Origin of the sequence: Sphingomonas sp. 10B4 (assembly GCF_035019905.1) — a bacterium.
Classification (GTDB): Bacteria; Pseudomonadota; Alphaproteobacteria; order Sphingomonadales; family Sphingomonadaceae; genus Sphingomonas; species Sphingomonas glacialis.
Map to the genome: position 1 here is coordinate 1 of NZ_JASJVC010000366.1, position 264 is coordinate 264.

Here is a 264-nt window from a genome sequence, read left to right on the forward strand (position 1 = left end):
GATACCTACGAAGCCTACCGGCAGAAATTGGAAACCCTGAAGGCAAGCTATTACCATCAAGCGTTCACGGCACTGCCTCTGTCGCGTCCGCTGTATGTCAGCGATGATCTCAATCTGATCAATTTGGCTTTGGGTTGGTCTGTCGGCCCCTCCGTGTTCAACAGCAGTTCCGAGTTAGTGGCCGGCCCCTTGATTTATCTCATCGACGATCCTATCGGTGGCATCGTGATTGTGACCATCAATACGGCACGCATTGATACCTTG

At 51.9% G+C, this 264-nt stretch carries 1 protein-coding gene; it reads left to right on the forward strand.

The genetic code is table 11. From position 1 onward, the window contains the following. Nucleotides 1–27: 27 nt before the first annotated feature. Nucleotides 28–264: hypothetical protein (locus QN347_RS20135; RefSeq protein WP_323494451.1), on the forward strand; the 237-nt coding region annotated here is incomplete at its 3' end.